We start from the raw sequence: 24,084 nt of genomic DNA on the forward strand, positions 1-24,084 counted from the left end.
CATCTGCCAGGGTGAACGATGGTGCGGTGCGGCCGCCCTGTAGGCGAGATGGGGCCGCGCGTGAACCCCTGCCGCGCGCGGGGGAGCGCTGCCGGCACGGTTGAGGCGCGGCGATGACGGTGCTGGCCATCGAGGGCGCTGTCCTGCGCCTCGCCGGACGCACCTTGCTCGATGGGGCCGACCTCACCGTGGCGGCAGGGCGGAAAGTGGGCCTGGTCGGGCGCAATGGGGCCGGCAAGTCCACCCTGCTGCGGGCCATCCTGGGCGAGGTTGCGCTCGATGGCGGAACAATCCGTCTCGCGCGCGGGGTTCGCCTCGCCGCCGTCGCCCAGACCGCGCCTTCGGGCGCGGCGAACCTGCTCGCGACCGTGCTCGCGGCCGATGCCGAGCGCACGCGGCTGCTCGCCGAAGCCGAGCACGCGCCGCCCGAACGCCTCGCCGAGCTCCACGACCGCCTGCGGGCCATCGGGGCGGATGCGGCCCCGGCGCGCGCGGCCGCCATCCTCTCAGGCCTCGGCTTCGACGAGGCGCAGCAAGCCCGCCCGCTCTCCTCGTTCTCGGGAGGCTGGCGGATGCGGGTCGCTTTGGCCTCCGCCCTCTTCCTCGAGCCCGACCTCCTGCTGCTCGATGAGCCGACCAACCATCTCGATCTCGAGGCGACGCTCTGGCTCGAGGGCTGGCTCGCGCGCTTTCCCGGGGCGGCGATCATCGTCAGCCACGACCGCGGCCTGCTCGATCGGGCGGTCGATGCGATCGCCCATCTCGATCGCGGCCGGATCACGCTCTATCCCGGCGGCTTCTCGGCGTTTGTGCGCCTGCGCGAGGAGCGGGCGGCGCGCGAGGCGGCACTGGCGGAGCGGGTGGCGCGCGAACGCGCCCGCCTGCAGGCCTTCGTCGACCGCTTCCGCGCCAAGGCGACCAAGGCGCGCCAAGCGCAGTCTCGCCTGAAGGCGATCGCCCGCCTGCCCGCCATCGAGGCGATCGTCGAGGAGAGGCCGACGCGCTTCGCCTTTCCCACCCCCGTGGGACTTGCTCCGCCGCTCCTCGCCCTGGACCGCGTCGCCGTGGGCTACGACGGTCGTCCGGTGCTGCGCGGCGTCAGTCTTCGCCTGGATGCCGACGACCGCATCGCGCTGCTCGGCCGCAACGGCAACGGCAAATCGACGCTCGCCAAACTGCTGGCGGGAAGGCTCGAGCCGCTCGCGGGCAGCGTGTTCCGCACGCCCCGCCTGTCGGTCGGCTTCTTCGCCCAGCACCAGGAGGAGGAACTGATCGGCACCGAGACGCCGATCGACCACATGGCGCGCGCCCTCCCGCGTGCGTCTCCGCCGGAGGTGCGCGCCCAGCTGGCCCGTTTTGGCCTCGATGCGGATCGCGCCGACACACCCGTCGCCGCATTGTCGGGCGGAGAAAAGGCGCGTCTTCTGCTCGCGCTCGCCACACGGCACGCCCCACAGCTGCTCATCCTCGACGAACCGACCAACCATCTCGACCTCGATGCGCGCGAGGCGCTGATCCGGGCGCTGGCCGACTACGAGGGCGCGGTGGTGCTGATCACGCACGACCCGCACGTCGTCGAGCTCGTCGCGGATCGGCTGCTGCTCGTCGCCGAGGGCACGGTGCGGCCGTTCGAGGGCGATCTGGACGACTACCGCGCCATCTTGACCGAACAGACGCGGCCGGTGGCGCGCGCGGAGACGGTACCGAGCCGGGCGGAGGAGCGGCGGCAGAGGGCGGAGGCCCGCGCCGCGGTGGCCCCGTTGCGCAAGCGCATCGCCGCGCTCGAGGCCGAGATCGCGCGCCTCGGCAAGGAGCGGGAGCGCCTCGAGGCGGCGCTGGCCGACCCCGCCCTCTACGCCGGTGGCGGCGACGCGGCGACCATCGCGGCGCACGGCGCGCGGCTTGCCGAAGTGCGCCGCCTGCTCGCCGCCGCCGAGGAGGCCTGGCTCACCGCATCGGAGGCGCTGGAGGCCGCCGCGCAAGCATGAGCCGCGCGAGGCGGTCGAATTCGGCCACACTCAGCGTCTCCGCCCGACGGTCGGCAGCGATCCCGGCTGCCGCGAGCAGCGCCTCCGCCTCGCCCAGGGACTTCAAGGCGGCGCGCAGCATCTTGCGGCGCTGGCCGAAGGCCGCCGCCGTGACGCGTTCCATCGCCGAAAAGAGGTCACACCGGGGTTGATCCTGGCGCGGAACGAGCCGGACCACAGCGGAGGCGACCTTGGGTGGGGGGGTGAAGGCGCGCGGGGGGAGGCGAAGCACGATGCGCGCATCCGCCACCCACTGCGCCAAGACGGCGAGGCGTCCGTAGCCGGGGGAGCCGGGGCTCGCCGTGATCCGCTCCGCCACCTCGGCCTGGAACATCAGGGTCAGGCTCTCGTAGGCCGCGATCTCGCGCAGCCAGCCGACCAGCAGCGGGGTGGCGATGTTGTAGGGCAAGTTGGCGACGATCGCGCGCGGTGGCGGGACGAGCGAGGCCGCCGGCACGGTCAGCGCATCGGCCTCGATCACCCGAAGCCGCCCTCCGCTCTCCGCCACCAGGTCGGCGAGTGCGGCCACGCAGCGGGGATCGCGCTCGATCGCGGTCACGCTCGCCACCCCCGCATCCAACAGCGCCCGCGTGAGGCCGCCTGGCCCAGGGCCGATCTCGATGACATGTCGGCCGGCGAGGGGCCCCGCCTCGCGCACGATGCGCGCGAGGAGATTGGGATCGAGCAGGAAATGCTGGCCGAGGGACTTGCGCGCGGCGAGCCCGTGTTCGGCGATGACCTCGCGCAGCGGCCGGCGTGCGCTCACGCCGCGCGGGCGAGGCGGCGGCGGGCGGCGATCTCGGCGGCGAGCCGCAGCGCGGCGATCAGGCTCGAGGGGTCGGCCTTGCCCTGGCCCGCGATGTCGTAGGCCGTGCCGTGATCGGGGCTCGTGCGCACGATGGGCAAGCCCAGCGTGACGTTCACCGTGCCGGCGAAGTCGAGCGTCTTCACCGGGATCAGCGCCTGGTCGTGGTACATAGAGAGGGCCGCGTCGTAGCCTTGCCGCGCGCGGTTGTGGAACAGGCTGTCCGCCGCATGGGGCCCGCTCACGTCGAGCCCCATCGCGCGCAAGGACGCAATGGCGGGGCGGATGATGCGCTCCTCCTCATCGCCGATCGTGCCCCCTTCGCCCGCGTGCGGGTTGAGGCCGGCGACCGCAAGACGCGGCCGGGCAAGGCCGAAATCGGCGGCGAGGGCAGCGGCGGTGATGCGCCCCGCGGTGACGATCCGCTCAACGGTCAGCACGCGCGGCACCGCGGCGAGCGGGATGTGGACGGTGACGGGGACGACGCGGAGCTTCGGCGAGGCGAGCATCATCACCGGATCACCACCACCCGCGAGTTCCGCCAGCCACGAGGTGTGGCCGGCATGCGGCAGCCCGGCATCGAACAGGGTGGTCTTGGCGATCGGGTTGGTGACGACGGCGGCGACCTCGCCGGCGCGGGCAAGCGCGACGGCGCGGCGGATCGAGGCGAGGATGGTGGGCCCGTGGGCCGGGTCGGGCCGGCCGGGGCAGGCCGGAGTCGGCAGCGGTTCGGCGAGCACCGGCAAGGCGCGAGGGAAGACGGCGGCGGCCTCGGCGACGGAGGAGACGGCGCGCACGGGGACCCCTTGTGCGAGCGCGGCGGCGAGGGTGGTGAGACGCGCGGGATCGTCAATGGCGACGAAGACAGGGCCTTCGCGCCGAAGTGCCTGCCAGGCGGCAAGCGCGATCTCGCCGCCGATGCCGGCGGGATCTCCCATGGTGAGGGCGAGCACGCCGCTCATGCGCGGAATTCGATGTCGGCGCGACGACGCAGATCGCGCATCATCTGGCGCGACAGGAGATCCACGCGCTCGCGCAGGATGGTTTCCGCCACCGCCTCCGGCGTGGGGATGGCGAGGTTCTCCTGGCGACGGTTGCAGACCATGAACAGCACGATGCCGTCGGGGGCGATCAGCGGCTCGCTCGGGCGCCCCGGCGACAGTCCGTTGAGGATGCGCTGCAGCTCGGCGGGCTGCTCGTCGAGCCGAACGTCGCCCGGCGGCACGGTCAGCCGCGCGCCCGGGCTCGCCTGCACCTGGCGTTCGAATGCGTCGCAGCTTCGCGCGGTCTCCGAGATTCGGCGTGCCGTCTCCAGCGTGCGGATCTGCTGCGGTGTCGGCGCGCGCGGATCCAGGATCGCGTCGAAGGGCAGGAACGCCTGACGCAGCGTGAGCAGGGTGGCGATGTCGCGCCCGACCTCGCGCCGCCCGCGCAGAGTGACCACCGTGTAGCCGCCGGCGGTGCGGATCGGCAACGAGATGGCGCCGACGGGCATCTGGGTCAGCACCGCCTCCACCTCCGGCTCAAGCTGGCCCAGCCGGACCCAGCCGAGATCCCCCCCCTCCTCGGCCGACTGTGCCTGGCTGAACTGGGCGGCGACGGCGGCGAAGGGGGCGCCACGGCGAAGCTGGTCGATCAGGTCGGCAGCGGTTCGTTCCGCCTCGCGCTCCTGGGAGGGGTCGTCGACCGCGATGAAGATTTCGGAGACCAGGAACTCGGGCTGACCCGTCGCCGCCTCGATCTCGCGGATGCGCTGGCGCACCTGCTCGGGGTCGATGTCGGCCTGCGGGCCGAGCTCGGCGCGCACCAGCTTCGCCCAGGCGATGGTCGCGCGGAGTTGCGCGTAGAGCGCCCGCACATCGATGCCTTGGCGGGCAAGATTGGCACGAAGCCCGCCCTCGGGCAGGCGGTTCTGCCGCTCGATGCGGGCGATCGCGGTCGCGATCTCGGCATCGGTCACCGGGATTCGCCGCCGCTGCGCCTCCTGCAGCCGAAGCCGCTCATCCACCAGCAAACGGCGCACCTGAGGCGTGATCCGATCCAGCACCTCCGGCGTCAAGGGCAGGCCGGCGGTGGCGGCGAACAGGCGACGACGCGACTCGACATCGAAGGTGGTGATGATGTCGCCGTTCACCACCGCGACGATACCGGCCGACTGCGCCAGCGCCGGTGGCGCGGCGAGGATCAACATCAGCGCGGCGAGGAGGCGAAGGGCCCTGGGTGCCATGAGCCGCTGCTTAGGCGCGATGCCATCGGTCCGCAACGGACTCGTTCGGCCGGGGCGGTATCACAGGGCGGAGAAGCCGAATTCGCCCACCGTCTTGAAGACGACGGTGAACAGAAGGTCCGTTCCGGCGCCGTCCGATACGCCCGCTGCGTCGCGCACGGCGCCGAACCGCCTCAGATAGGTCACGGAGAACACGAAACACTCGTCCTCGTAGCGCAGCCCGCCGAAGGAGGCGACCATCTTTTCGCGCGCGAGGTCGCGCCGCGAACCGAAGAAGCCCGACCAGTTTCCGCTGATCCGCCCACCGATCGTGCCGCCGATCTCGCGCCGGGCTAGGGGTTGCAGCGCTTCGGGCTGGGCCGGGGCGGTGAGGTAGGAGAGCGTGACGTAGCGACCGAAGCCGGAGAGGGTGGTCGAGACGTCGGCGAGTTCCGTCGCCAGCGTGTCGCGATCGAGCCGGGTTCGGTACGACAGGCTGAGATGCTGCGAGGGGACCACCGTCAGCCTGGCCACGTAATCGGAGCGGCGGCCCTCCAGCCCTGAGCCCGCGGGGTAGAGATCGTCGGCCGCGGCGCGGAAGGCTTGGCCGAACAGGCCTTCCACGCTCTGCCCCCCCGGCAGGAACCAGGCCCCCCGCAGCCCCGTATTGAGCCGTGCTCCGCCGTCCAGCCGATCGCGCCCGGGGAAACGATTGAAGCCGAACAGCGAGGCATCGGTGAATTCGAGATCCACACTGTCCTCGTTCGGAATGCGCGGGTTGCGTCCCGTGTTCGGCCCGACGACGCCTTGCACGATGGGCTCGATGAGCTGGCTTCCCCATGCCCCCCCGGTGCGCAGGAAAGGCCAGCGCCAGGTGAGCGCGACCTGCGGCTGGACCCTGCCATCCTCACCGGTGATGCCGCCCGGCACCGGCGTGCTCTGCGGATCGCCGCGCACCGCATAGCCGATCAGGTCGAGGTTGCCGTCGAGCGACCAGACTTGGCCGATCGGCCCCCGCCAGGGCAGCGTGTAACGGAGCCGCGAGGCGATGCGCTGCGTATCGGTCCCGCGCCTCCGGGCGGCCACGAAGACGCCGGCATCGGCGTGCCACTGACCACCGAGCCGATCCGGTTCGGTGCGGAATTCGGCGAACAGCCGCGGCAGCACCATCGGTGTGCGGCGATCATCGTCCTCAGAGCCGAGGCCCTGAAAGAAGAATGCGTCGGCACGCAGATAGGCCGTCGGCGAGAAGCCTTCGAGGAATGGGGTCGAGACGAGCACCGGCTGGTTGTTGAGGGAGCCGACCCGGTAGCGCCGCAAATAGGTGTTGTCGGAGGAGCGCTGGAGATCGAGCCCCGTGCGGAAGGTCTCGTTCACCGTGAAGCGGACCGTGCCGAACAGGTGGCCGCGCCAACGGTCGTCGCGGCTGTCGCGCGCCCCGCTGCCCTGCAGGGTGACGAGGCCCGCATTGAAGCGCTGGCGGTACTCACCGAACAGGGCAGGGCCGCGGTTGCCGGTGATCATCGGGGCGATGGTGGCATCCGCCGACGGCGAGATCACCCAATAGTAAGGTTGGCGGAAATAGGGCCCCAGATAGGTGGAGCGGCCGAACTGTGGGGCGAGCAAGCCGGACTTGCGGCGCACGGAGGGGTCGGCATGCCAGAAATACGGCACGTAGAGGACGGGTATGCCGCCGAGTTGGAGGGTGGCGTCGAAGTATTCGACGATCTTGTCCTGCTCGTCATGCACGACGCGATTGGCACGAATCTGCCACAGCGGGGGGCGAAGCGGATCGCGCGGGCAGGCCTCGCAGGTCGTGTAGACGGCACGGCGCATGTCGGTGAGCCGTCCCTCAGACCGCACCGCTCCGGAGGCGGCAAGGCGCCCTCCCTCGGCAAGCAGGGCGCGCAATTCGCGGATCACGCCCTCGCGCAGGTCCTCGGTGAGCTCCGCTTCTTCGGCGAAGAACACCTGGCCGTCGGGCTCCATCAGCACCACGTCGCCGCGGGCGGCGGCACGGCCCGTCCGCCTCTGGAAGGTGATCTCGCGTGCACGCAGGATCCTCTCGCCCTGCCATGCCTCCACGCCACCGCGGGCGATCACCAGGTCGTCCCGCTCGTCGTAGACGACTTCGCCCGCGGTGAAGACGACGGGTTGGCGGTCGGCTTCCGTCAGCCGCCGCGGCTGGGCGTGGGCCTCGGCGGCCGCAAGGAGCGCGGCGCAGGCCAGGGCTGCGCCGGCGAGTGGGGGGCGCCGCACTCAGCCGTCCTCCAGGTGGAGGAGGAGAGAGACGGCGAGCATCAGGCCGACCACCGTCGGCGTCCACGCCGCCATGGCGACGGGAACCGCGCCGCCGACGCCGAATTCGCCGACGACCTTGGTCAGCACAAAAAGGCTGAACCCGGCGGCGACACCGGACCCCGCGAGCAGCGCGACACCGCCGCGGCGGGCGGGCCGCATCGCGAAACCGGCGGCGACCAACGCCATGGTGGCGGCGAGCACCGGCAGGGCGAGCAGCATGTTGAAGCGCAAGCGGTGCCGCTGGGCGGGGAATCCGGCCTCCTCCAGCAGCCGCGCGAACGCCGGCAAATCCCAGAACGACAACGTGTCAGGCGGCGCCAGCCCCTCCTCGAGGCGCTCGAGCGTGAGATCGGTCGGGAGCGCGAGCACAGGGGTCGGGGCAAGGAGCCGGTCACCAGCGAGGACGGCTGCATTCTCCAGCCGCCACCGCCCCGGCTCCAACACCGCCCGCTCCGCCTCGATGCGTCCGATCGGCCGATCATCCGGGCCGAGCCGGAACACCGTGACGCGTTCGAGGACGAGGCGATCGGCGACGACTTGCACCCGTCCGCCATGCAGGATCGCACTGCCGTCGGGCACGATCCCGCCGTCCCGCTGCTTCAACCAGAGCCCTCCGCCGGTGAGGCCGAGCGGTCCGGCCCCGCCGCGCAGCAGGCTCGCATCCAGCCGTTCGGCGCGGGCGAAGAGCGCGGCCGAGATCGGGCTGACCAGCGTGATCGCCACGACACCGAGCAGGGCCGCGGCGAGAGCCGGCAGCGAGAGGAATTGCCAAGCCGACAGCCCGGCGGCGCGGGCGACGATGAGCTCGGAACTGCGGGTCAGCCGCCAGAATGCGACCAGGCCGCCGATGAGCACCGCAAAGGGCAGGATCTCGATGGCCAGGAACGGCAGCTTGAGGGCGGTGATCTCCGCCAGTCTCACGAACGCGACGTCGGTGCGCCCGGCTGCCCGGCGGGTTAGTTCGATCACGTCGAGCAAGGCGACGATGGCGAGCAGGCCGGCCAGCACCGCGAGGGTGGCGACCAGGAACACCCGGCCGACGTAGAGGGGAAGGACCAGTGGCAGGCGCATCGAGAGCGTCCTCACCCGCGGATGCTCTCCCGTACCGGCCGCAGGCTCTGCCACGGGGCAGCGAGCCAGAACCCGGCGATCAGCCCCGGCAGAACGGCGTGCGCCCAGATCAGCGGCAGAAGGGCGAGGTGACGCACGGCGACATTGCCGAGCGCCACGCCCGAGGCGATCAGGCCGGCACCGACGGCCACCGCGGCAAGCAGGCGGCGCGTCTTGCCGAAGCGGCTGAAATCGCCGCCGAGCAGGAAAGCCAGGGCGACCAGGACAAGGGAGACGGCCAGGAACGGCCCGCTCAGTCGCTGATGCGCCTCCGCAACGAAGCGGCGGCGGTCGCGGTCGCTGATCCGCTCGGCCGGATCGGGATGGAGAAGCTCGCTCAGCGTCCGTTCGCGCGCCTCGCGGTAGCGGGCCTCCTCGCGCATCGCTGGCGTGGCGATAGTCACCGTATTCTCGGCGAAGCTCAGCGTGCGCACGGTGCCGGTGCGCGGATCGAGCTCCTGGCGTGAGCCGTTGACCAGAACGACCCGCGGCGCGTCCCTCTCGAGGGCGAACCAGCCGCGTTCGGCGAACACCGTGGCCGGGGCACGCGCGTCCCGCGCATCGTGCAGCAGGATGCCGCGGAACGAGCCGTCGGCCTCGCGCGCGCGCACGAACACGGTGAGCCCATCGCCGAGGCTCGAAAACACGCCTTCCTGCAACAGGACGGCCGCCATGCGATGGCGGATGTCGAACTGATATTCGCGGAAGGATCGATATGTCTCCGGAACCACCCACAGGTTCATTATCCAGCCGATGGCGGCCACCGCGGCGGCGATGAGAAGGGCGGGGCGGGCGAGCGCGAGGGGACTGAGGCCCGCCCCGCGCATCACCACGAGTTCGCGATCGTTCTCGAGACGGTGATAGACCGCGAGCACGACGATGAACGTGGTGACGGGGAGGACGATCGCGACGAAATTCGGCAGCATGTAGAGCGTGAGCTCGAGGAACACGCCGAGCGACAGCCCGCGGTTCAGCACGAGCTCGAGGAAGCGCAGGCTCTGGGTCAGCCAGACGAGGGCGGCAAGCCCGCCGGTGACGGCGATCAGCCCGAGCACGAGCTGGCGCAGGATGTAGCGGGTCAGGCGGGGCATGCGCGCGCGGTCAGATCCGCCCTCACGCGACCAGCTTGCCCGGATTGAACAGACAATCCGGGTCGAGCGCCCGCTTGAGCCGCCGCATCACCTCGAGCTCGGGCCCGGCCCGCCACGCCGCCAGCGTGCCGGTCTTCAGCCGCCCGATGCCGTGCTCGGCGGCGAAGCTGCCGCCCAAGCGCCGCACCACGGCGTTCACCGTGGCAACGATGTCGTCCCAGCGGGCGAGGAAATCCCCGTCGCTCATGTCGAGCGGGCGGGAGAAGTTGAAGTGGATGTTGCCGTCGCCGAGGTGGCCGAAGGCGCAGGGACGGACCCCGGGGATCAGCGCGCGGACGGCCGCGGTTCCCTCGCGCAACAGCGCGGGAATGCGCGAGATCGGGACCGAGACGTCGTTCTTCACCGACGCACCTTCGCGTTTCTGCGCCTCGGCGTGTTCCTCGCGCAGGCGCCACAGCGCGCGCCGCTGCGCCTCGCTCTCGGCCAGCGCGGCGTCACGGACCACGCCCTCCTCGATCGCCTCCGCCAGCACCGCCTCGAGGGTCGCGCGCAGCCCGGCGTCGTGGGCGGGCGAGGAGAGCTCGATCAGGCAATAGTGGGGATGAGGCTCGGCGAGCGGATCCTGGGTGCCGGGGATGTGCTTGAGCACGAGCCCCACCCCGAAACGATCCATCAGTTCGAAGGCGTTGAGCGAGGGGCCGGCACGCCGCCGCACGCGGCCCAAGAGATCGAGCGCCGCTTCGACCGAGGCCACGCCGGCGAGCGCAACGGCCACCTCGGTGTTCGCGGGCAAAAGGCGCAGCACCGCGCGGGTGACGATGCCGAGCGTGCCTTCCGCGCCGATGAACAGCTGGCGCAGGGCGTAGCCCGTGTTGTCCTTGCGCAGGCGCCGCATCAGGTCGAGCGTGCTGCCGTCGGCGAGCACCACCTCGAGCCCCAGCACCTGCTCGCGCATGTTGCCATAGCGCAACGTCGTGTTCCCGCCCGCATTGGTGCCGATCAGCCCGCCGATCTGCGCCGTGCCCTCGGAGGAGAGGGAGAGCGGAAACAGGCATCCTGCCGCCTCGGCCGCCTTCTGCACCTCGGCGAGCACTGCCCCCGCCTCGACCTCCATGGTGAGATCCACCGGATCGATGGCGAGAATGCGGTTCATCCGCGCCACCGACAGGATGACCTCGTCGCCGCGGCCGAGCGGGGTCGAGCCGCCGACGAGCGAGGTGTTGCCGGCCTGAGGGACGATCTTCAGCCCCGCTTCGGCGCAGATGCGCACCGCGGCGGCGCACTCCTCGGTGGAGGCGGGCCGCAGCACGGCGAGAGCCGAGCCCGCGAAGAGGCCGCGCCAGTCGGCGGCATAGGGCGCCACCTCGCGCGGCTCGACGAGAAGGCCGCGCGGGCCGAGCGCGGCGAGGAGGCGATCGCGCACGGCGGTCGGCAGCGCGGGCGCTGGGGCGGCGGCATCAGGCATGCGGCGAGGCTTGCGCCCTGAGCGGGTGCCGGTCAACCGCCGTTGAGTTCGGCGCGCGGCGGACGCGGTGCGGCCGCGCGGCGCAACCGATCGGCAATGGCAAGGCCAAGCCCTCTGCGGGGGATCGGCATCACCGCGATCCGGGTCAGTCCCCGCTTTCGGGCTTCCGCATCGAGGCTGCGCAACGCCGCATAGAGCCCTGCCGCCGCCTCCGTCAGGTCGCCCTCGCGCGAGAGATTGATCGCGAGGGGGGCGGGCGGGGGGGCGGGGCCGAAGGCGAGCAGGGCCTCGTCGGGCGCAACCTCGAGGACGTCGAGCCGAAGCGGCAGGCTCGGCGCGTAGTGGCTCTCCAGGCGCCCCGGGCTTCTCGGCGCCGAGCCGTCGCTCCGGCCCGCGAGGGCGATCGGCCCGATCACGGCTTCGATCGCTTCCACCGTCACCCCACCCGGCCTGAGCAGCGTCGGGCTCGCGCCGGAGAGGTCGAGCACGGTGCTCTCCAGGCCGATCGGGCAGGGGCCGCCGTCCAGCACGGCGTCGATCCGCCCACTGAGGTCGTCGAGGACGTGGGCGGCAGTGGTCGGACTCACGTGGCCCGAGCGGTTGGCGGACGGGGCGGCGATGGGCAGCCCGGCCACGGCGAGCAGAGCCTGGGCGACGGGGTGAACGGGGACCCTGAGGGCGACGGTGTCGAGCCCGGCGCGGGCGAGAAGCGAGATGGGACAGTCTTCGGCGGCGGGCAGCACGAGGGTGAGGGGCCCGGGCCAGAGGGCGGAAGCGAGGGCGCGCGCGCGCGCGTCGCCGCGCCCGAGGCGGAAGGCCGCCTCGCCATCGGAAACGTGCACGATCAACGGGTTGAAGCGCGGCCTTCCCTTCGCCGCGAAGATTCGCGCGACGGCGCGGTCGTCGGTCGCATCCGCACCGAGGCCGTAGACGGTCTCGGTCGGGAAGGCGACCAGGCCACCGCCGCGCAGGATGTCGGCCGCAGCGGCGATGCCGGCCGGATCGGCGGCGAGCAGCCGCGTCACGACCGGCCGCGGCAGACGAAGTCCGGGTTGACGAAGCCGGGCTTGCCGTAGGCGAGGGGGGCGCCGTCGGCTGTGGTGACGCTGCCCCCGGCCGCCTCGACGACCGCCTGCGGCCCCGCCGTGTCCCATTCCATGGTGCGGCCGAAGCGCGGATAGAGGTCGGCCGCACCCTCGGCAACGCGACAGAACTTCAGGGCAGAACCGGCGTTGACGAGGCGAGCCAGCGGAAGCCCGGCGACGAAACGGGCGATGCGTGGGTCGTCGGCGTGGTGGCGCGAGGCGAACACCGTGAGCCCCTCGGGCGGCGGCTTGCGAGCGCTGATGGGGCGTCGGCCGGTCGCATCCTCCTTCCATGCTCCGTGGCCGACCCGGCCCCAGAACAGTTCACCCGAAGCGGGGAGAGCGACGGCGCCGAGCACGGGACGCCCCTTCCGGACGAAGCCCAGGCAAACGGCGAACTCGTCGCGGCCTTGCGCGAATTCGCGCGTGCCATCCAGGGGGTCGATCAACCACCAGGAGTCGCCGAGCGGGCCCACCTGCCCAGCGGCCACTTCCTCCTCGGCGATCACCGGCATGCCGGGATCTTCGGCGCGCAGGGCGGAGACGATCAGCCGTTCCGCCGCGTGATCCGCTTCGGTGACGGGGGTGAGATCGCCCTTCGCCGACACCGTCACCCCGGCGCGGCGAGCGGCGAGGATGACCGCTGCCGCCTCGCGGGCGAGGCGGGCGGCAAGGGCCAGTCTGTCGTCATCGGTCATTGCCCCCGTGTAGCGTCCGGTTGCCGACCCTGGCAAAGCCCCTCGCCGTTGCTACAGTCGGATCAGGCTCGTTGCACGGGGAGTCGCATGCTCGAGGTCAGTTTCGCCAAGCCCGCCCTGCCGGAGGCCGGGGCACTCGCCCTGCTGGTGGGGGAGGACGAACCGCCGTCGGGGCTGCGCGCCGCGGCGGACGACGCGACGGGCGGGGCGATCGGGCGCGCGCTCGCCGCCGCCAACTTCAAGGCGAAGAAGAACGAGACCGTGACCATCCTCGCACCCGGCGCGGGCCTGTCGCGGGTGGTCGTGGTGGGCTTGGGCAAGCGGGCCGAGGCGGGCGGCCGCGCCACCGAGGAGGCGGCCGGCACCGCGGCGGCGGCGCTGGCGCAGGAACCCGCCGCCGTGCTCGACCCCGGCCCGGTCGGCCCGGCGCAGGCGGCCGAGGCGGCCCTCGGCGCCACTCTGCGCGCTTGGCGCTTCGACCGCTACCGCACGAAGGAGAAGCCGGAGGACAAGCCGAAATTCGCGCGCCTGACCGTCGCGCACGACGAGCCCGCGAAGGCGCGCGCCGCCTGGGGCTCACTCAAGGCCGTCGCCGAGGGCGTGTTCTTCACCCGCGAGGTGGTGACCGAGCCGCCGAACGTGCTCACCCCCGCCGCCTTCGCCGAGCGTTGCCAGGGCCTCGCCCGGCTCGGGCTCGAGGTCGAGGTGCTGGGCCCGAAGGAGATGAAGAAGCTCGGCTTCGGCGCCTTCCTCGGCGTCGCCCAGGGCAGCGCGAACGAGCCCCGCCTCGTGGTCCTGCAATGGCACGGGGCGACGGGCGGCGAGGAGAAGGCCGCGAAGGGCAAGGGCAAGGCGAAGGCCGACGCCTCGAAGCCGCTCGCCTTCATCGGCAAGGGCATCACCTTCGACACGGGTGGCGTCTCCCTCAAGCCCGCCCAGGGCATGGAGGACATGAAGTGGGACATGGCCGGGGCGGGCGCAGTGGCCGGGCTGATGGCCGCACTCGCCGGGCGCAAGGCGAAGGTCGACGCGGTGGGCCTCTTGGGGCTCGCCGAGAACATGCCCTCGGGGACTGCCCAACGCCCGGGCGATGTCGTCACCACCGCCTCCGGCCAGACGGTGGAGGTGCTGAACACCGACGCCGAAGGCCGCCTCGTCCTGGCCGACGTGCTCTGGTACTGCCAGGACCGGTTCGATCCGCGCGTGATGATCGACCTCGCCACGCTGACGGGGGCGATCGTGATCAGCCTCGGCCACGAGCACGCGGGGCTCTTTTCGAACGATGAGGAGCTCGCCCAGAAGCTGATCGCGTGCGGCCAGGCGACCGGCGAACTCCTCTGGCGGATGCCGCTCGCCGAGGCCTACGACAAGATGCTGAAGTCCGACATCGCCGACATGAAGAACATCGGTGGGCGCCCGGGTGGCGCGATCACCGCCGCCCAGTTCCTGCAGCGTTTCGTCAACGGCAAGGCCTGGGCGCATCTCGACATCGCCGGTACCGCCTGGACGACGAAGGACAAGCCCTGCGTGCCGAAGGGGGCGACCGCCTTCGGCGTGCGCCTTCTGGATCGGCTGGTTGCCGAGTACTACGAGCGGGGCTGAGGGCAGCGCGGGCGAGGGTTGGGCCGGGCCGATGCTCTCGGTCCGTTTCCGCAAGCGCGATCGGCACCCCAAGGGAGCACTCGCCCGCCTTCTCACGGCCGAGGAGGCGGCGGCCGACCCGTTCGCCCGGCTCATCGGCTTCGCCGGCAGGGCGGACGAGGTGGCGGCGGGGCGAGATGCGACCGGACGTCTGGTCGTGCTCGCAGGGCTCGGCGCGCGAGCGGACGCGGCCTCCGTGCGCGCCGCAGCCGGGCGGGCTGCCGGGGCGGCGTTGGGCGAGAAACGGCTTGTCCTCGACGCGCGCGGCTTCGCGCCGGAACTCGCCGCCGAAGCGGCGGTCGGCGCCAGCCTGCGCGGCTGGCGGTTCGACCGGCTGAAGACCCGCCCCGACCCGGATACGGTTCCGCCGCGGCTGAAGCACCTCGAGGTCGTGACGGCGGCGAAACGCGACGCCGGCGCGGTGTGGGAGACGCTCTCGGCCGGCGTGGCCGGCACTCTCCTCGCGCGCGATCTCGTCTCCGAACCGGCAAACCGCCTCACGCCCACCGTGTTCGCCGCCCGCCTCAGGGGGCTTGCCGAGGAGGGGCTGGAGGTCGAGATCCGCGACCGTGACTGGCTTGCGCGTCGCGGCTTCGGCGCGATGCTCGGCGTCGCGCGGGGCTCCGCCAACCCGCCCTGTCTCGCCGTGCTGCGCTGGAAGGGCACGATCGACCGCGCCCCCATCGCCTTCGTCGGCAAGGGCGTGACCTTCGACACCGGGGGCGTCGATCTCAAGCCGGCCGAGCGGATGTGGGAGATGCGGGCCGACATGGCCGGTGCCGCCGCCTGCGCGGGGGCGATGCTCGCCCTCGCGCGCCGCCGTTCGCCCTGCCCCGCCGTCGCCGTGCTCGGTCTGGTCGAGAACATGATCGGGTCGGAGGCGCAACGACCATCGGACGTGGTGCGCGCGGTAAACGGCACCACGATCGAGGTGATCGACACCGACGCGGAAGGCCGGCTCGTGCTGGCCGACTGTCTCGCCTGGACGCGCCTCGCCTACGCACCGGCGGCGATCATCGACCTCGCCACGCTGACCGGCTCGATCGTGGTGGCACTCGGCAACCATCGCGCCGGCATGTTCGCTTCCGACGCCGCGCTCGCCGCCCACCTCGCCGCGGCGGCGGAGGCGGTCGACGAACCCGTCTGGCCGATGCCGCTCGATGAGGCTTACGCCGAGGCGCTGAAGAGCGAGATTGCGGATGTGAAGAACTGTGTCGCCGAGCGGTTCCAGCCCGATGCCTGTCACGCCGCGATCTTCCTCAAGCGTTTCGCCGCCGACACGCCCTGGGTGCATCTCGACATCGCCGGGGTCGATCTGCGGGCGGAGGACGGCGACCTCGGTCCGGCGGGAGCGACGGGGTTCGGCGTGCGGCTGCTCGATCGGCTGGTTGCGCTGCGCTTCGAGGACGCGGACGCGTGAGGCGGCGCGGATGGCCGAGATCGGCTTCTATCACCTCACCCGCACCGCGCTCGAGGTCGCGCTGCCGAGACTGCTTGGTCGCGTGCTCGCCTCCGGCGGGCGAGCGGTGGTGAAGGCGGCGACGGCGGAGCGGATCGCGGCGCTGGACACGGCGCTTTGGCTGTCGCCCGACCCTGACTGGCTGCCGCACGGCTCCGCCGCCACCGGAGAGGCCGATTTGCAGCCGATCTGGCTCACCACCGCGGATGAGGCGCCGAACGGCGCGCGCCACCTGTTCCTGGTCGAGGGAGCGGAGAGCGCGATCCTCGATCGGTTCGATCGCGTCTTCGACCTGTTCGACGGCAACGACGAGGCGGCGGTGGCGGCGGCGCGGGAGCGCTGGCGCCGTGCCAAGGCCGCAGGACACACCCTGACCTACTGGCGACAGACCGCGACGGGGTGGGAGAAGGCAGGCTAGCGCGGCGTGACCAGCACGCGGTGGTCGAACTCCTCGGCCTCGCGCAGAGTAGCGCGCATCGCCGCCTCGTCGGCGAAAGTGATGGCAGCAAGACGGCGGGCTCGGCAGGCGACCTCGAAGCACCGCTCGCGGAACGGCCAGGGATCGATCTCCAGCCGGTTCGGAGCGGTTTGGAAACGGAGATCGAGGCGCGCATCGGCCGCGGCAAGGCGCGCCGGCGGTGCGCGCTTCTCGCCCTCGCCGAAGGCGCCGCAGGCGACGAGGGCGAGGAGGTCGAACAGGAACAACAGCCGCGCGCGTTCGCGGAGCGTGGCATCGTCGTGCGCAATCCTTGGCCGCAGCCGCGCCTCGAGGGCGTCCTGTTCGGCGCGGAAGCGCGCGATGGCCGCGCGGTCCTCGGCACTGCGCGCCTCGTCCGGCGTCAGGGCGTACACCGCGCGCCCGTGACGGGAGATCAGCAGCGCCACCTCCGCACCGTAGCAGGCCTCCGCCGTCGCCACGCCGTCGGACCACAGAGCGGTGTGCAACGGCCGCGGCAGGGTGAGGAAGTCGTGCGGCCGGCCCGTGGCGGGGTCGCGCACCGGCGCCCGCTCCAGCGCGTGCCAGCCGATGTCGTGCTGTTCGACGGCGAGGATCAGCGTCTCGTCGAGACGCTCGACCCCCGCCACCGCGCCACCCCAGGCGCGCGCGAATTGGGCCGAGACCCAGGCATGCGCGGGCTGGGTGATGGCGATGCCGCCGCCGTCGTCGGTCGGGCGGAGGATCACGCCCTCACTCCATGCGGATGCCGGTGAGTTCGGCGAGTGCGGTCCAGCGCGCGACCTCCTCGCGCTGGAAGCGGGCGAACTCGGCGGGGCTGAGCGGAGCGGCGACGAAGCCCATGCCGGCGAGTCGCTCCTGCATCGCGGGTTCGCCCACGATCGCCACCGCTGCCTCGCCGAGTCTGCTCACGATCGGCTCCGGCGTGCCGGCCGGCGCCCACAGCCCGAACCAGGCATCGACCGCGAGCCCCTGCGCGCCCACCTCGTCGAAGGTCGGCACGTCGGGCAGCTCTGGGTGGCGCGCGGGCGAGCCGATGGCAAGCGCGCGCACCCGGCCCTCGCGCAAGAGCGGCATCATCGTCGGCAGGGTGGAGACGTAGTAGTCGACGATGCCGGCGACCGTGTCCTGGGTGGCGGGGGCGGCGCCGCGATAGGGCACGTGCGTCGCTTCGAAGCCGAAACGGCGTGCGATCCCCTCGCCGATGACGTGGCTCGCACTGCCCACCGAGGAGGAGGCATAGGTGACACGCCCCTTCGCCTTCAGCTCGGCGATCGTTCTCGCCCCCGAGGCCGGCACGATGATCGCATGCGGCACGGAGGCGAGGCGCGCGATGGGGGCGAAACTGTCGAGCACGTGGTAGGGCAGCACCCGCATCATCGCCTGGTTCGAGGCGTGGGTCTGATTGTTGCCGAGGGTGAGCGTGTAGCCGTCGGCCGGCGCCTGGGCCGCGGCGACGGTGCCGACGATGCCACCACCGCCGGCGCGGTTTTCCACCACCACCGCCGCCCCATTGAAACGCGCGGCGAGGCGTTCGGCGAAGGCGCGCGCGAGGAGGTCGGTCGACCCGCCCGGTGGATACGCGACGATGATGCGGATCGGGCGCGTCGGATAGGCGGGGGCTTGGGCCCGTGCGGCGAAGGGTGCGAGGGCTGCGGCGGCGAGCAGGGCGCGGCGTCGTGTCATCGTCGTTTCTCCCAAGCTCGCTTGTCCGACGGCACGCCGGTCCGGTCAAGGACACCGGCCCATCCGCTGCAAGAACAAAACGAACATGGCCGTCCCGCGCGACCGCGGCGTTGACGTGCGGAGCCGCCTTGTCGAGCCTGCCTGCCGATCGAGAAAGGGAGCAGCGGCCGAATGAGCGAGCGGCGATACCGCATCGCGGTGATCCCAGGCGACGGCATCGGGCGCGAGGTCGTGCCCGAGGGGTTGCGCGTGCTGGAGGCTGCCGGGCGCCGCTTCGGCTTTTCCCTCGCCTGCACCGAATACGACTGGTCCTGCGACCGCTACCTGAAGACCGGCGCGATGATGCCAGCGGACGGTCTCGATCGCCTGCGTGAAGCGGATGCGATCTTCCTCGGCGCGGTCGGATGGCCGGGGGTGCCGGACCATGTGTCGCTCTGGGGTCTCCTGATCCCGATCCGCCGCGGCTTCGACCAGTACGTCAACCTGCGGCCCGTTCGGCTTCTCCCCGGCATGAAAAGCCCGCTTGCCGGGCGCGGGCCCGAAGACATCGACTTCGTCGTGGTGCGCGAGAACACGGAGGGCGAGTATTCCTCGCAGGGCGGCCGGATGTTCGCCGGCACCGAGCGGGAATTCGTCCTCCAGGAGAGCGTGTTCACCCGCATCGGGGTCGATCGCATCCTGCGCTACGCCTTCGACCTCGCCCGCTCGCGGCCGAAGAAGCACCTCACCAGCGCGACGAAGTCGAACGGCATCACCTTCACCATGCCGTATTGGGACGAACGCTTCGCCGCCATCGGCAGGGACTATCCCGACGTGCGGCAGGACCAGTTCCACATCGACATCCTGTGTGCGCACTTCGTCCAGCACCCGGACTGGTTCGACGTCGTGGTCGGGTCGAACCTGTTCGGCGATATCCTGTCCGACCTCGGTCCGGCGGTGGCGGGCTCGATCGGGGTGGCGCCTTCGGCGAACATCGACCCCGAGCGTCGGTTTCCTTCGATGTTCGAACCCGTGCACGGTTCCGCACCCGACATCGCCGGCAAGGGTGTGGCCAACCCGATCGCGCAGATCTGGTCAGGGGGGATGATGCTCGACCATCTCGGCGAGGCCGAAGCGGCCGCCGCCATCCTGCGTGCCATCGAGCGGGTGCTGGCCGACGGCCCGCGCACGCGCGACCTCGGCGGCCAGGCCGGGACGCGCGAAGTCGGCGAGGCGATCGCCGCCGCGGTTCGTTCCGGCTGAGGGCCGATGGTTGAACGGCCCGGTTGGGCAGCCTACACTGCGCCTGTCAGTTGCGAGCGATTCTCAGTTGGCTCGCGTCACGGAGGTCTCACAGCGTCCACCGCGGCGAAACGCCGACGGGGCGGCGGGACGGACGGGCCGGCCAGAGACGGGGGCGAACGGCGCATGGGTCGTGACTTCAGCTACATCGCACGGCGGTGCGAGCGCGCGGTGGTCTCCGCCTATCGGGAGTTGCGCGCCCACGGCACGGCTGATCCGGAAGCTTTTCGCGCCTGCACCATCCTCTACCGGATCCACCACCCCGAGGCGTCGATGAACGAAGCCCGACGGCTGGTGGCGGAATGGATCGACCATCACGTGGTGCGCGAGAGCACGGCGCCGACGCGCGGCTGTGCCTGCGATTGAGCGGCTGAGCTGAACGGATCGTTCGGCGGCGCGCCGACAGCGCTGGTGATGCGCGGCTTCGATCTGCAGGGCCATCGCGGCGCGCGGGGCCTGGCCCCGGAGAACACGCTTGCCGGCTTCGCCCGGGCGCTGGCCATCGGCGTCACCACGCTGGAGATGGACATCGCGGTGACGGCGGACGGCGTGGTGGTCGTCAGCCACGACCCGGTGCTGAACCCGGACCTGACGCGGGGGCCGGACGGGGCTTGGCTGGAGGCGCCGGGGCCAGCGATCCGCAGCCTCACCCTGGCGGAGCTCCGGCGCTACGATGTCGGCCGCCTGAAGCCCGGCAGCCGCACCGCGGCGCTCTTTCCGCAACAGGTTCCGCTCGATGGCGAACGCATCCCCACCCTGGCCGAGGTGATCGCGCTCACCCGTGCCGTGGGGGCGGATGGCGTCCGGTTCAATATCGAGACGAAGCTCTTTCCCGACCGTCCCGACCTTACCGTCGCGGCGGAGGAGATGGCCGAGCGCCTAGTGGCGGTGCTGATCGCGGAAGGCGTGGCGGAACGGGCCATGGTGCAGTCCTTCGACTGGCGCAGCCTGCTCTGGGTGCAGCGCCACCACCCGACGATCACGACCTCCTTCCTCACCTCCGCCCGCACGCTCGCGCCACGGGGAGCGGACCCGTCGCCCTGGCTGGCGGGCATCGACCCGCGCGCGCTTGGCGGCTCGACCCCGCGTTCTGTTCAGGCCGCCGGCGGACGGGTGTGGTCACCCGACCATCGCGACCTGACGGCTGCCCAGGTGGACGAAGCACGCAGCCTCGGCCTCGCGGTCATTCCCTGGACGGTGAACGAACCTGCCGACATGGAGCGCCTGATCGCCTGGGGTGTCGACGGTCTGATCACCGACTATCCGGACCGCGCCCGTGCCGTGCTGGCACGGCGCGGCCTGCCGCTGCCGCAACCCCTGCCGTCAGCCAGGTGAGCGATCCTGTGGCAGGTCGTAGAAATTCGCCGTCGTCGAGAGCCGACTGAGCAGCGCCTGCATGGCGGGAGACTCGTAGCCCTTGTCGGCAGTCAGTGCCGTCATCGGGCAGAAGAATTCATGGGCATGCGGCACCTGCCCCTGAGCGAAGGGGCGGTAGTGCTTCTCGCGCAGGCCGTAGAGGACGCGGATGTCGCGCACGGGCAGGGTGAGCGGCCCCGTCGGCTCCGACGCCACCACCCCCGTCAGTCGCCAGCGCGGGGTCGGGTCTCCTTCCGTCGCCGGGGCGAGGAGCCACGGCAAGGGGCAGACCGCCAGCAGCGAATGCGTGGAAGGCGCGAAGCGCGCCCGTTTGTCGAGCAGGTTCTGGAAAGAGGAACAGGCCTCGATCGCCACCACATCACACCACGGCTCGGCGGGGGTACCGCCGAACTGCAGCCACATCCCGTCAGGCAGGGTCTTCAGCCGATCGGTGCCCGGGATCTTCAGGAACGGTGAGACGGCATTCGCGGCATCGGCCGGGCGGCCCCGAAGGACGCGTGGGGTGCCGGACAGGCGCGTCCAAAGCCCGGGGGGATGCTGGGGCCATTTGCGCAACTGGTGGCGGACCAGCGCATCCAGGCTCGCGTACCGTTCCATGGGGCTGCCTCCTGGGGGGTGCATTCCGTGCCTCCAGGACGCATTCTGAATACAACCGTCGGGAAAGTGCAAGCGGGGCTCATCAACCTATGATAGAAAATTCACGCTTTGCCCCCGCCGGCGAGTCGCGTGTCACCCTGTGAGTCGAAATGCGGAAAACCCAGCGCTCCTGCCCGTGCCTCGGCCGGCTCCGCCTGATCGGAGCAACACCGGAAAGGCTGTGAGTCCTGGGGACGACACGCCCGCGCAACGTAACTTTTGCGCGCACGATGAGTCGGCGTCAAGACTCGCCAGACGCCGGATCGTGGCGTGAGTCGGGCTCACGCCATGGGACGTTGCTGCCTCGCGTTTCCCGACTGTCGTAGGGGGATTTCGCCGCCCGAGCCGCCCGGCTCACCCTCAGCCCCGTTCCGAAAGCGGCACGACGTCGCGCTGGCCGGCTCCCGTGTAGACTTGGCGCGGGCGGCCGATGCGCTGCGACGGATCCTCGATCATCTCCTTCCACTGGCTGATCCAGCCGACCGTGCGGGCGACCGCGAACAAGGCGGTGAACATGCTGGTGGGCAGCCCCATGGCCTTGAGAATGATTCCAGAATAGAAATCAACGTTCGGATAGAGCTTGCGGCTGATGAAGTACTCGTCGGAGAGCGCGATCCGCTCGAGCTCCATCGCGATCTCGAGCAGGGGTTCGTGCTCGATGCCGAGGTCGGCCAGCACCTCGTGACAGGTGCGTGCCATGATCTTCGCCCGCGGGTCGTAGTTCTTGTAGACGCGGTGCCCGAAGCCCATCAGCCGGACATTGCTGTTCTTGTCCTTCACCTTGGCGATGAAGTCCGGGATGCGATCGACCGAGCCGATCTCGGCCAGCATCTTCAGCACCGCCTCGTTCGCCCCGCCATGGGCGGGCCCCCACAGCGTCGCGATGCCGGCGGCGACACAGGCGAAGGGATTGGCCCCGGTTGAGCCGGCAAGACGCACCGTCGAGGTCGAGGCGTTCTGCTCGTGATCCGCGTGCAGGATCAGGATGCGATCCATCGCGCGTGCGAGCACCGGATTGACGACGTAGGGCTCGGTCGGCACCGCGTTCAGCATGTAGAGGAAGTTCTCCGCGTAGCCGAGATCGTTGCGCGGATACATGAAGGGTTGCCCGACCGAGTACTTGTAGGCCCAGGCCGCGATGGTGGGCAGTTTCGCGATCAGCCTGTGGGCGGAGATCTCGCGCTGATGCGGGTCGTTGACGTCGCTTGAATCCGGATAGAAGGCGCTCATCGCGCCGACCACGCCGGTGAGCACGGCCATCGGATGCGCGTCGCGGCGGAAGCCGTCGAAGAACCGTCGCAGCTGTTCGTGGATCATCGTGTGGCGCGTGATGGTGCGCGCGAACGCCTCGTATTGCGCCTTCGTGGGCAACTCGCCGTAGAGCAGGAGATGCGCGACCTCGAGGAAGGTGCACTGCTCGGCGAGCTGCTCGATCGGATAGCCGCGATGCAGCAGGATCCCCTGATCACCGTCGATGTAGGTGATGGTGCTCTCGCACGCCGCGGTCGCCCCGTAGCCGGGGTCGTAGGTGAACATGCCGAGGTCCTGATACAGCCGCCGGATGTCGATCACCGAAGGTCCGAGCGTGCCGGGGATGACCGGCAGCGTGGCCGAGCGGTCGGTGCCGTCGAGCGTGATGGTCACCGTCTGCGCGGCGGGCTTCGACATCTCGTTCATGGCGGCTCTCCCGGGGCCTTGGGGCGCATCCGATCTCGCCCCTTTCGTTCACGGCCGCGTCAGATTAGGCCGGCCGCCGTCCCACGGCAATCTGCCGCGGTGCAGCAAGGCCATTCTCTCGCCAGTCAGGGGCGAACCAGCCGGCGATAGAGAGGCTTGAGCAGGAACGGGCTGAGAAACAGGGGGAACTGGCAGAGCGCGAAGAAGGCGAGGATGTCGAACCCGGTCTGCGGCGGCAGCACGGCCAGGTAGAGCGCCATGTTGCGATTGCCGGAAAGGAGGCCCGTGGCCAGCGCGATCTTGCGGCCGAACGGGAGCAAGGCGAGCGCCGTCGCTGCGTTCAGCCCGTAATTGCCGGCGAAGGCAAGAACGAGCGCCAAGGCCATGAACTGCGGCCGTTCGAGGAAGCCGGCAAGGATGCCGTCCATCACCCCGATGCCGTAGAGAGCAACGAGCAGCACCGCCGCCCCATCGATTGCCCGCCCCCAGGGCGCGAGCCGTTCCTCTCCCACCAATCGGCGAATGGCGAGGCTGAGCAGCAGCGGCAGACCGACGACAAGGGCGAGCCGCGCCGACAGCCCTCCCACCGTCAGCGGCAACGCGACGCCGAGCAGGCCGAGCGCGAGCGGCGGCGCGGTGAACGGCACCGCCAGCGTGGACAGGACGGACGCGACGAGGGAGAGCTGCGGATCGAGCCCGACCAGCCGGGCAAAGGCGGGGGCCGATGTGGCGGCACAGCCGGTTGCCATGATCACCAGGGCCTCGGCGAGCGCGCCCTCGAATCGCGCGAGCCGCACGATGGCCCAGGCGAGCAACGGCGCGCCGACCATCAGCCACACGACCAGCCACAGCACGAGTTTGGGCCGGCGCAGATAGCCGAACACGGCTGCGAAATCGACGCGCAGCAGCACGAGCGTCATCAGCCCCACCACGGTCGGCGTGATGATGAAGCGCATCGCGCGCGCCAGCGGCGGGGCGAAGAGGCCGAGGAAGATCGAGACCGCGAGCAGGGCGGAGCCGTGCCAGGCGCAGGCTTCGAGAATGCGGCGGAGAAGCAAGGCGGATCGGGCCTTTGCGGAGCG

At 71.2% G+C, this 24,084-nt stretch carries 21 protein-coding genes; 7 read left to right on the top strand and 14 right to left on the bottom strand.

Annotation, left to right across the window (positions count from 1 at the left end; translation table 11 throughout):
- Window positions 1-113 precede the first annotated feature (113 nt).
- On the top strand, window positions 114-1,988 hold the full coding sequence (locus DWB05_RS07680) for an ABC-F family ATP-binding cassette domain-containing protein (RefSeq protein ID WP_114376640.1): 1,875 nt from the start codon (window positions 114-116) through the stop codon (window positions 1,986-1,988).
- Here DWB05_RS07680 and rsmA read toward each other — a convergent pair.
- Genes rsmA through cysQ form a run of 9 tightly spaced genes read right to left on the bottom strand, consistent with a single transcriptional unit; the run spans window position 1,948 to window position 12,788 of the window.
- Window positions 1,948-2,793: a 16S rRNA (adenine(1518)-N(6)/adenine(1519)-N(6))-dimethyltransferase RsmA gene (gene rsmA / locus DWB05_RS07685; protein WP_114376641.1), complete on the bottom strand. Its 846-nt coding sequence runs from the start codon at window positions 2,791-2,793 to the stop codon at window positions 1,948-1,950. The two genes, DWB05_RS07680 and rsmA, sit on opposite strands and share 41 nt — an antisense overlap.
- Window positions 2,790-3,794, bottom strand: coding sequence for a 4-hydroxythreonine-4-phosphate dehydrogenase PdxA (gene pdxA / locus DWB05_RS07690; protein WP_114376642.1), 1,005 nt, complete (start codon window positions 3,792-3,794; stop codon window positions 2,790-2,792). Before pdxA ends, rsmA begins: the two co-directional genes overlap by 4 nt.
- On the bottom strand, window positions 3,791-5,059 hold the full coding sequence (locus DWB05_RS07695; RefSeq protein ID WP_114376643.1) for a peptidylprolyl isomerase: 1,269 nt from the start codon (window positions 5,057-5,059) through the stop codon (window positions 3,791-3,793). Before DWB05_RS07695 ends, pdxA begins: the two co-directional genes overlap by 4 nt.
- A 60-nt stretch (window positions 5,060-5,119) precedes the next feature.
- Window positions 5,120-7,297, bottom strand: coding sequence for an LPS-assembly protein LptD (locus DWB05_RS07700; RefSeq protein WP_114376644.1), 2,178 nt, complete (start codon window positions 7,295-7,297; stop codon window positions 5,120-5,122).
- Entirely contained in the window at window positions 7,298-8,410 is a 1,113-nt protein-coding gene (gene lptG / locus DWB05_RS07705; protein ID WP_114376645.1) for an LPS export ABC transporter permease LptG, read from the bottom strand. It abuts the gene before it with no gap.
- A gap of 11 nt (window positions 8,411-8,421) precedes the next feature.
- Window positions 8,422-9,540: an LPS export ABC transporter permease LptF gene (gene lptF / locus DWB05_RS07710; RefSeq protein ID WP_114376646.1), complete on the bottom strand. Its 1,119-nt coding sequence runs from the start codon at window positions 9,538-9,540 to the stop codon at window positions 8,422-8,424.
- Window positions 9,541-9,562: 22 nt separating this feature from the next.
- Window positions 9,563-11,005, bottom strand: a complete 1,443-nt coding sequence (locus DWB05_RS07715; RefSeq protein ID WP_114376647.1) for an FAD-binding oxidoreductase — start codon at window positions 11,003-11,005, stop codon at window positions 9,563-9,565.
- A gap of 32 nt (window positions 11,006-11,037) precedes the next feature.
- Window positions 11,038-12,030: an L-threonylcarbamoyladenylate synthase gene (locus DWB05_RS07720; RefSeq protein ID WP_114376648.1), complete on the bottom strand. Its 993-nt coding sequence runs from the start codon at window positions 12,028-12,030 to the stop codon at window positions 11,038-11,040.
- Window positions 12,027-12,788 carry a 3'(2'),5'-bisphosphate nucleotidase CysQ gene (cysQ, locus tag DWB05_RS07725; protein ID WP_114376649.1) on the bottom strand — a complete coding sequence of 254 codons (762 nt, stop codon included), beginning with the start codon at window positions 12,786-12,788 and terminating at the stop codon, window positions 12,027-12,029. Before cysQ ends, DWB05_RS07720 begins: the two co-directional genes overlap by 4 nt.
- 87 nt (window positions 12,789-12,875) lie before the next feature.
- On the opposite strand from cysQ, the gene DWB05_RS07730 reads away from it, so the two are divergent.
- Genes DWB05_RS07730 through DWB05_RS07740 form a run of 3 tightly spaced genes read left to right on the top strand, consistent with a single transcriptional unit; the run spans window position 12,876 to window position 16,306 of the window.
- Complete coding sequence (locus DWB05_RS07730; RefSeq protein WP_114376650.1) at window positions 12,876-14,390, top strand: leucyl aminopeptidase; 1,515 nt, start codon at window positions 12,876-12,878, stop codon at window positions 14,388-14,390.
- A gap of 31 nt (window positions 14,391-14,421) precedes the next feature.
- The gene (locus DWB05_RS07735; protein ID WP_114376651.1) at window positions 14,422-15,849 is read left to right on the top strand and encodes a leucyl aminopeptidase; all 1,428 of its coding nucleotides are present in this window, start codon (window positions 14,422-14,424) and stop codon (window positions 15,847-15,849) included.
- 10 nt (window positions 15,850-15,859) lie between these two features.
- Window positions 15,860-16,306, top strand: coding sequence for a DNA polymerase III subunit chi (locus DWB05_RS07740; RefSeq protein WP_114376652.1), 447 nt, complete (start codon window positions 15,860-15,862; stop codon window positions 16,304-16,306).
- On the opposite strand, the gene DWB05_RS07745 is transcribed toward DWB05_RS07740, so the two are convergent.
- Both DWB05_RS07745 and DWB05_RS07750 read right to left on the bottom strand, forming a co-directional pair.
- A complete protein-coding gene (locus DWB05_RS07745; RefSeq protein WP_114376653.1) occupies window positions 16,303-17,073 on the bottom strand; it encodes a DUF3891 family protein in 771 nt (256 codons plus the stop codon). The genes DWB05_RS07740 and DWB05_RS07745 overlap by 4 nt on opposite strands.
- A gap of 4 nt (window positions 17,074-17,077) precedes the next feature.
- The gene (locus DWB05_RS07750) at window positions 17,078-18,031 is read right to left on the bottom strand and encodes a Bug family tripartite tricarboxylate transporter substrate binding protein (RefSeq protein WP_114376654.1); all 954 of its coding nucleotides are present in this window, start codon (window positions 18,029-18,031) and stop codon (window positions 17,078-17,080) included.
- A gap of 171 nt (window positions 18,032-18,202) precedes the next feature.
- Between DWB05_RS07750 and DWB05_RS07755 the strand changes: the two genes are divergently transcribed.
- From DWB05_RS07755 to DWB05_RS07765, 3 genes are all read left to right on the top strand, one after another.
- The gene (locus DWB05_RS07755; protein ID WP_114376655.1) at window positions 18,203-19,273 is read left to right on the top strand and encodes a tartrate dehydrogenase; all 1,071 of its coding nucleotides are present in this window, start codon (window positions 18,203-18,205) and stop codon (window positions 19,271-19,273) included.
- A 165-nt stretch (window positions 19,274-19,438) separates the two neighbouring features.
- Complete coding sequence (locus DWB05_RS07760; protein WP_114376656.1) at window positions 19,439-19,678, top strand: hypothetical protein; 240 nt, start codon at window positions 19,439-19,441, stop codon at window positions 19,676-19,678.
- A 48-nt stretch (window positions 19,679-19,726) separates the two neighbouring features.
- Window positions 19,727-20,647, top strand: a complete 921-nt coding sequence (locus DWB05_RS07765; protein ID WP_114376657.1) for a glycerophosphodiester phosphodiesterase — start codon at window positions 19,727-19,729, stop codon at window positions 20,645-20,647.
- Here the strand turns inward: DWB05_RS07765 and DWB05_RS07770 are convergent.
- The 3 genes from DWB05_RS07770 to DWB05_RS07780 form a co-directional block, all read right to left on the bottom strand.
- Entirely contained in the window at window positions 20,636-21,286 is a 651-nt protein-coding gene (locus DWB05_RS07770) for a hypothetical protein (protein ID WP_114376658.1), read from the bottom strand. The two genes, DWB05_RS07765 and DWB05_RS07770, sit on opposite strands and share 12 nt — an antisense overlap.
- Window positions 21,287-21,685: 399 nt before the next feature.
- Window positions 21,686-22,993, bottom strand: coding sequence for a citrate synthase (gene gltA, locus DWB05_RS07775; RefSeq protein ID WP_408608477.1), 1,308 nt, complete (start codon window positions 22,991-22,993; stop codon window positions 21,686-21,688).
- Between the two features lie 134 nt (window positions 22,994-23,127).
- Window positions 23,128-24,060: a hypothetical protein gene (locus DWB05_RS07780; RefSeq protein ID WP_232818459.1), complete on the bottom strand. Its 933-nt coding sequence runs from the start codon at window positions 24,058-24,060 to the stop codon at window positions 23,128-23,130.
- Between the last annotated feature and the right edge of the window lie 24 nt (window positions 24,061-24,084).

Source organism: Elioraea thermophila (ex Habib et al. 2022), from assembly GCF_003336755.1.
GTDB lineage: Bacteria > Pseudomonadota > Alphaproteobacteria > Acetobacterales > Acetobacteraceae > Elioraea > Elioraea thermophila.